1 protein-coding gene is annotated in these 1,139 nt (G+C 45.0%); it reads right to left on the bottom strand.

The window, feature by feature from the left end; genetic code table 11:
- Positions 1 to 1,139 (bottom strand): M60 family metallopeptidase (locus tag AB4486_RS23155; protein WP_372118865.1); only part of this gene is annotated, 1,139 nt, incomplete at both ends.

The following is a 1,139-nucleotide window of genomic DNA, read 5'->3' as shown; positions in this document are numbered from 1 at the left end:
TAACTAATCGTAAACCTGCATCACCATGTGACCACGCATGTTCATTATTAAGCTCTAGCCATTTAGGTGCTTTCTTAATATCCGATTTAATACGATCCATTTCAGGGTTTGCATTGCGCCCCTCTAACTCCTGCATATACAACGCAAGAAGGTTATTGGTCACTTCTGTACTACCAGCCGCAAGGAAAGGAGCTGATGCTAAGTTGTGACCAACTTCATGCCACAACAACCAATCGTTCACAGGGTTGGTTGGAATGTATGTCCGATTTGCGTTAAAGCTTGAATTCATCACTGGGTAGCCAGAGTGAGCAGCGCCAATCGAAATCTGCACGTCATTCACAAAACGATGGCGGAACGCATTCAGTTCTGGATAAGTGAACCTACGGTGTAAACCAGTGCTTTGTTTCTCATCACGCCCGTAGAAGTCACTTGCCGCTTCAGCGAATCGATTCATATCTGTTGCGAATTGGTTCAAATCAGCGGATTCTAGATTCCTGATTGGTGTAGTGTAAATAAATGAACCCGTATCGATTTCTGCAATTGGTGCGTCTGCCGATTGAATAGTGTTAATCCACTGTCCCTCTTTCCACCAAGCCGCTTTTAACGCGCCATCAATGCTAAACGAGACTTCACCAAGCTCTTTTACTTTCGGTTGAATGTAAATAAGGCCACCATATGGAACCTTGAAAGTTAAGCTCGAACCATTGTAGTCAAAGCTGGTTTGCATACGTGGAGGGCGTTTCAAACTCGTTTCGTGATTCGGCTTACCTGTAAGATCATCCGCGATCATCACAGTAATCGTAGCTGCCACGCCATCTTGAATAGTTACTTCTTGTAATTGAGGTGCCCACAGACCTGTCGATTGATTGTTTCCTGCCGAATACGTCACCGCTTTACCGTTGGTCTGAACCATTACCGTACTTGACGAAGATGCCCCCGAAGTTCGACCCGGATACATTGTGGTATCAACAACGATTTCATGATCCCAGAATGAGCGCCCCAACATAATACGAGTCAGAGGTTTCTCCATGTAATTTAATGGATAGCTAGGATTCAACTGCCCAGATAACTCACCTTCGCCATGAATCATTCCATTAGCGACTAACGACGCTTTTAAGTCAACAGGACACTGTGCATCC

Origin of the sequence: Vibrio sp. 10N.222.55.C6 (assembly GCF_041473395.1) — a bacterium.
GTDB classification, from domain to species: domain Bacteria; phylum Pseudomonadota; class Gammaproteobacteria; order Enterobacterales; family Vibrionaceae; genus Vibrio; species Vibrio crassostreae_C.
This window is presented reverse-complemented; position numbering and strand designations above follow the sequence as displayed.